Raw genomic sequence first — 355 nt, 5'->3', positions numbered from 1 at the left:
AGGTGCCGAGATCCTTGCCAAAGCGGACAAAGCTGCGACCCTGGCTGGCTATGGGATTGCCGACGCATACACCAAAGCTCAAGTCGACAACCTGGTATCCGGAAAGTCCGACAAGGCCACAACCCTGGGCGGCTACGGGATCGCCGACGCATACACCAAAGCTCAAGTCGACAACCTGGTATCCGGAAAGTCCGACAAGGCCACAACCCTGGGCGGCTATGGGATCGCCGACGCATACACCAAAGCTCAAGTCGACAACTTGGTATCCGGCAAGTCCGACAAAGCCACAACCCTGAGCGGCTACGGGATAACAGACGCGCTCCGTGTTGGTCCTCCGAGTGACCAGAGGCCTACG

The 355-nt window shown here is 58.9% G+C and carries 1 pseudogene; it reads left to right on the top strand.

Annotated elements, in window-relative coordinates:
- Positions 1 to 355: pseudogene (locus DM374_RS32870) on the top strand (hypothetical protein); the annotation flags it as partial.

The sequence above is a fragment of the Pseudomonas huaxiensis genome (assembly GCF_003231275.1).
Classification (GTDB): Bacteria; Pseudomonadota; Gammaproteobacteria; order Pseudomonadales; family Pseudomonadaceae; genus Aquipseudomonas; species Aquipseudomonas huaxiensis.
The sequence above is the reverse complement of the archived record's forward strand: the minus strand, read 5'-3'. Positions and strand labels throughout refer to the sequence as shown.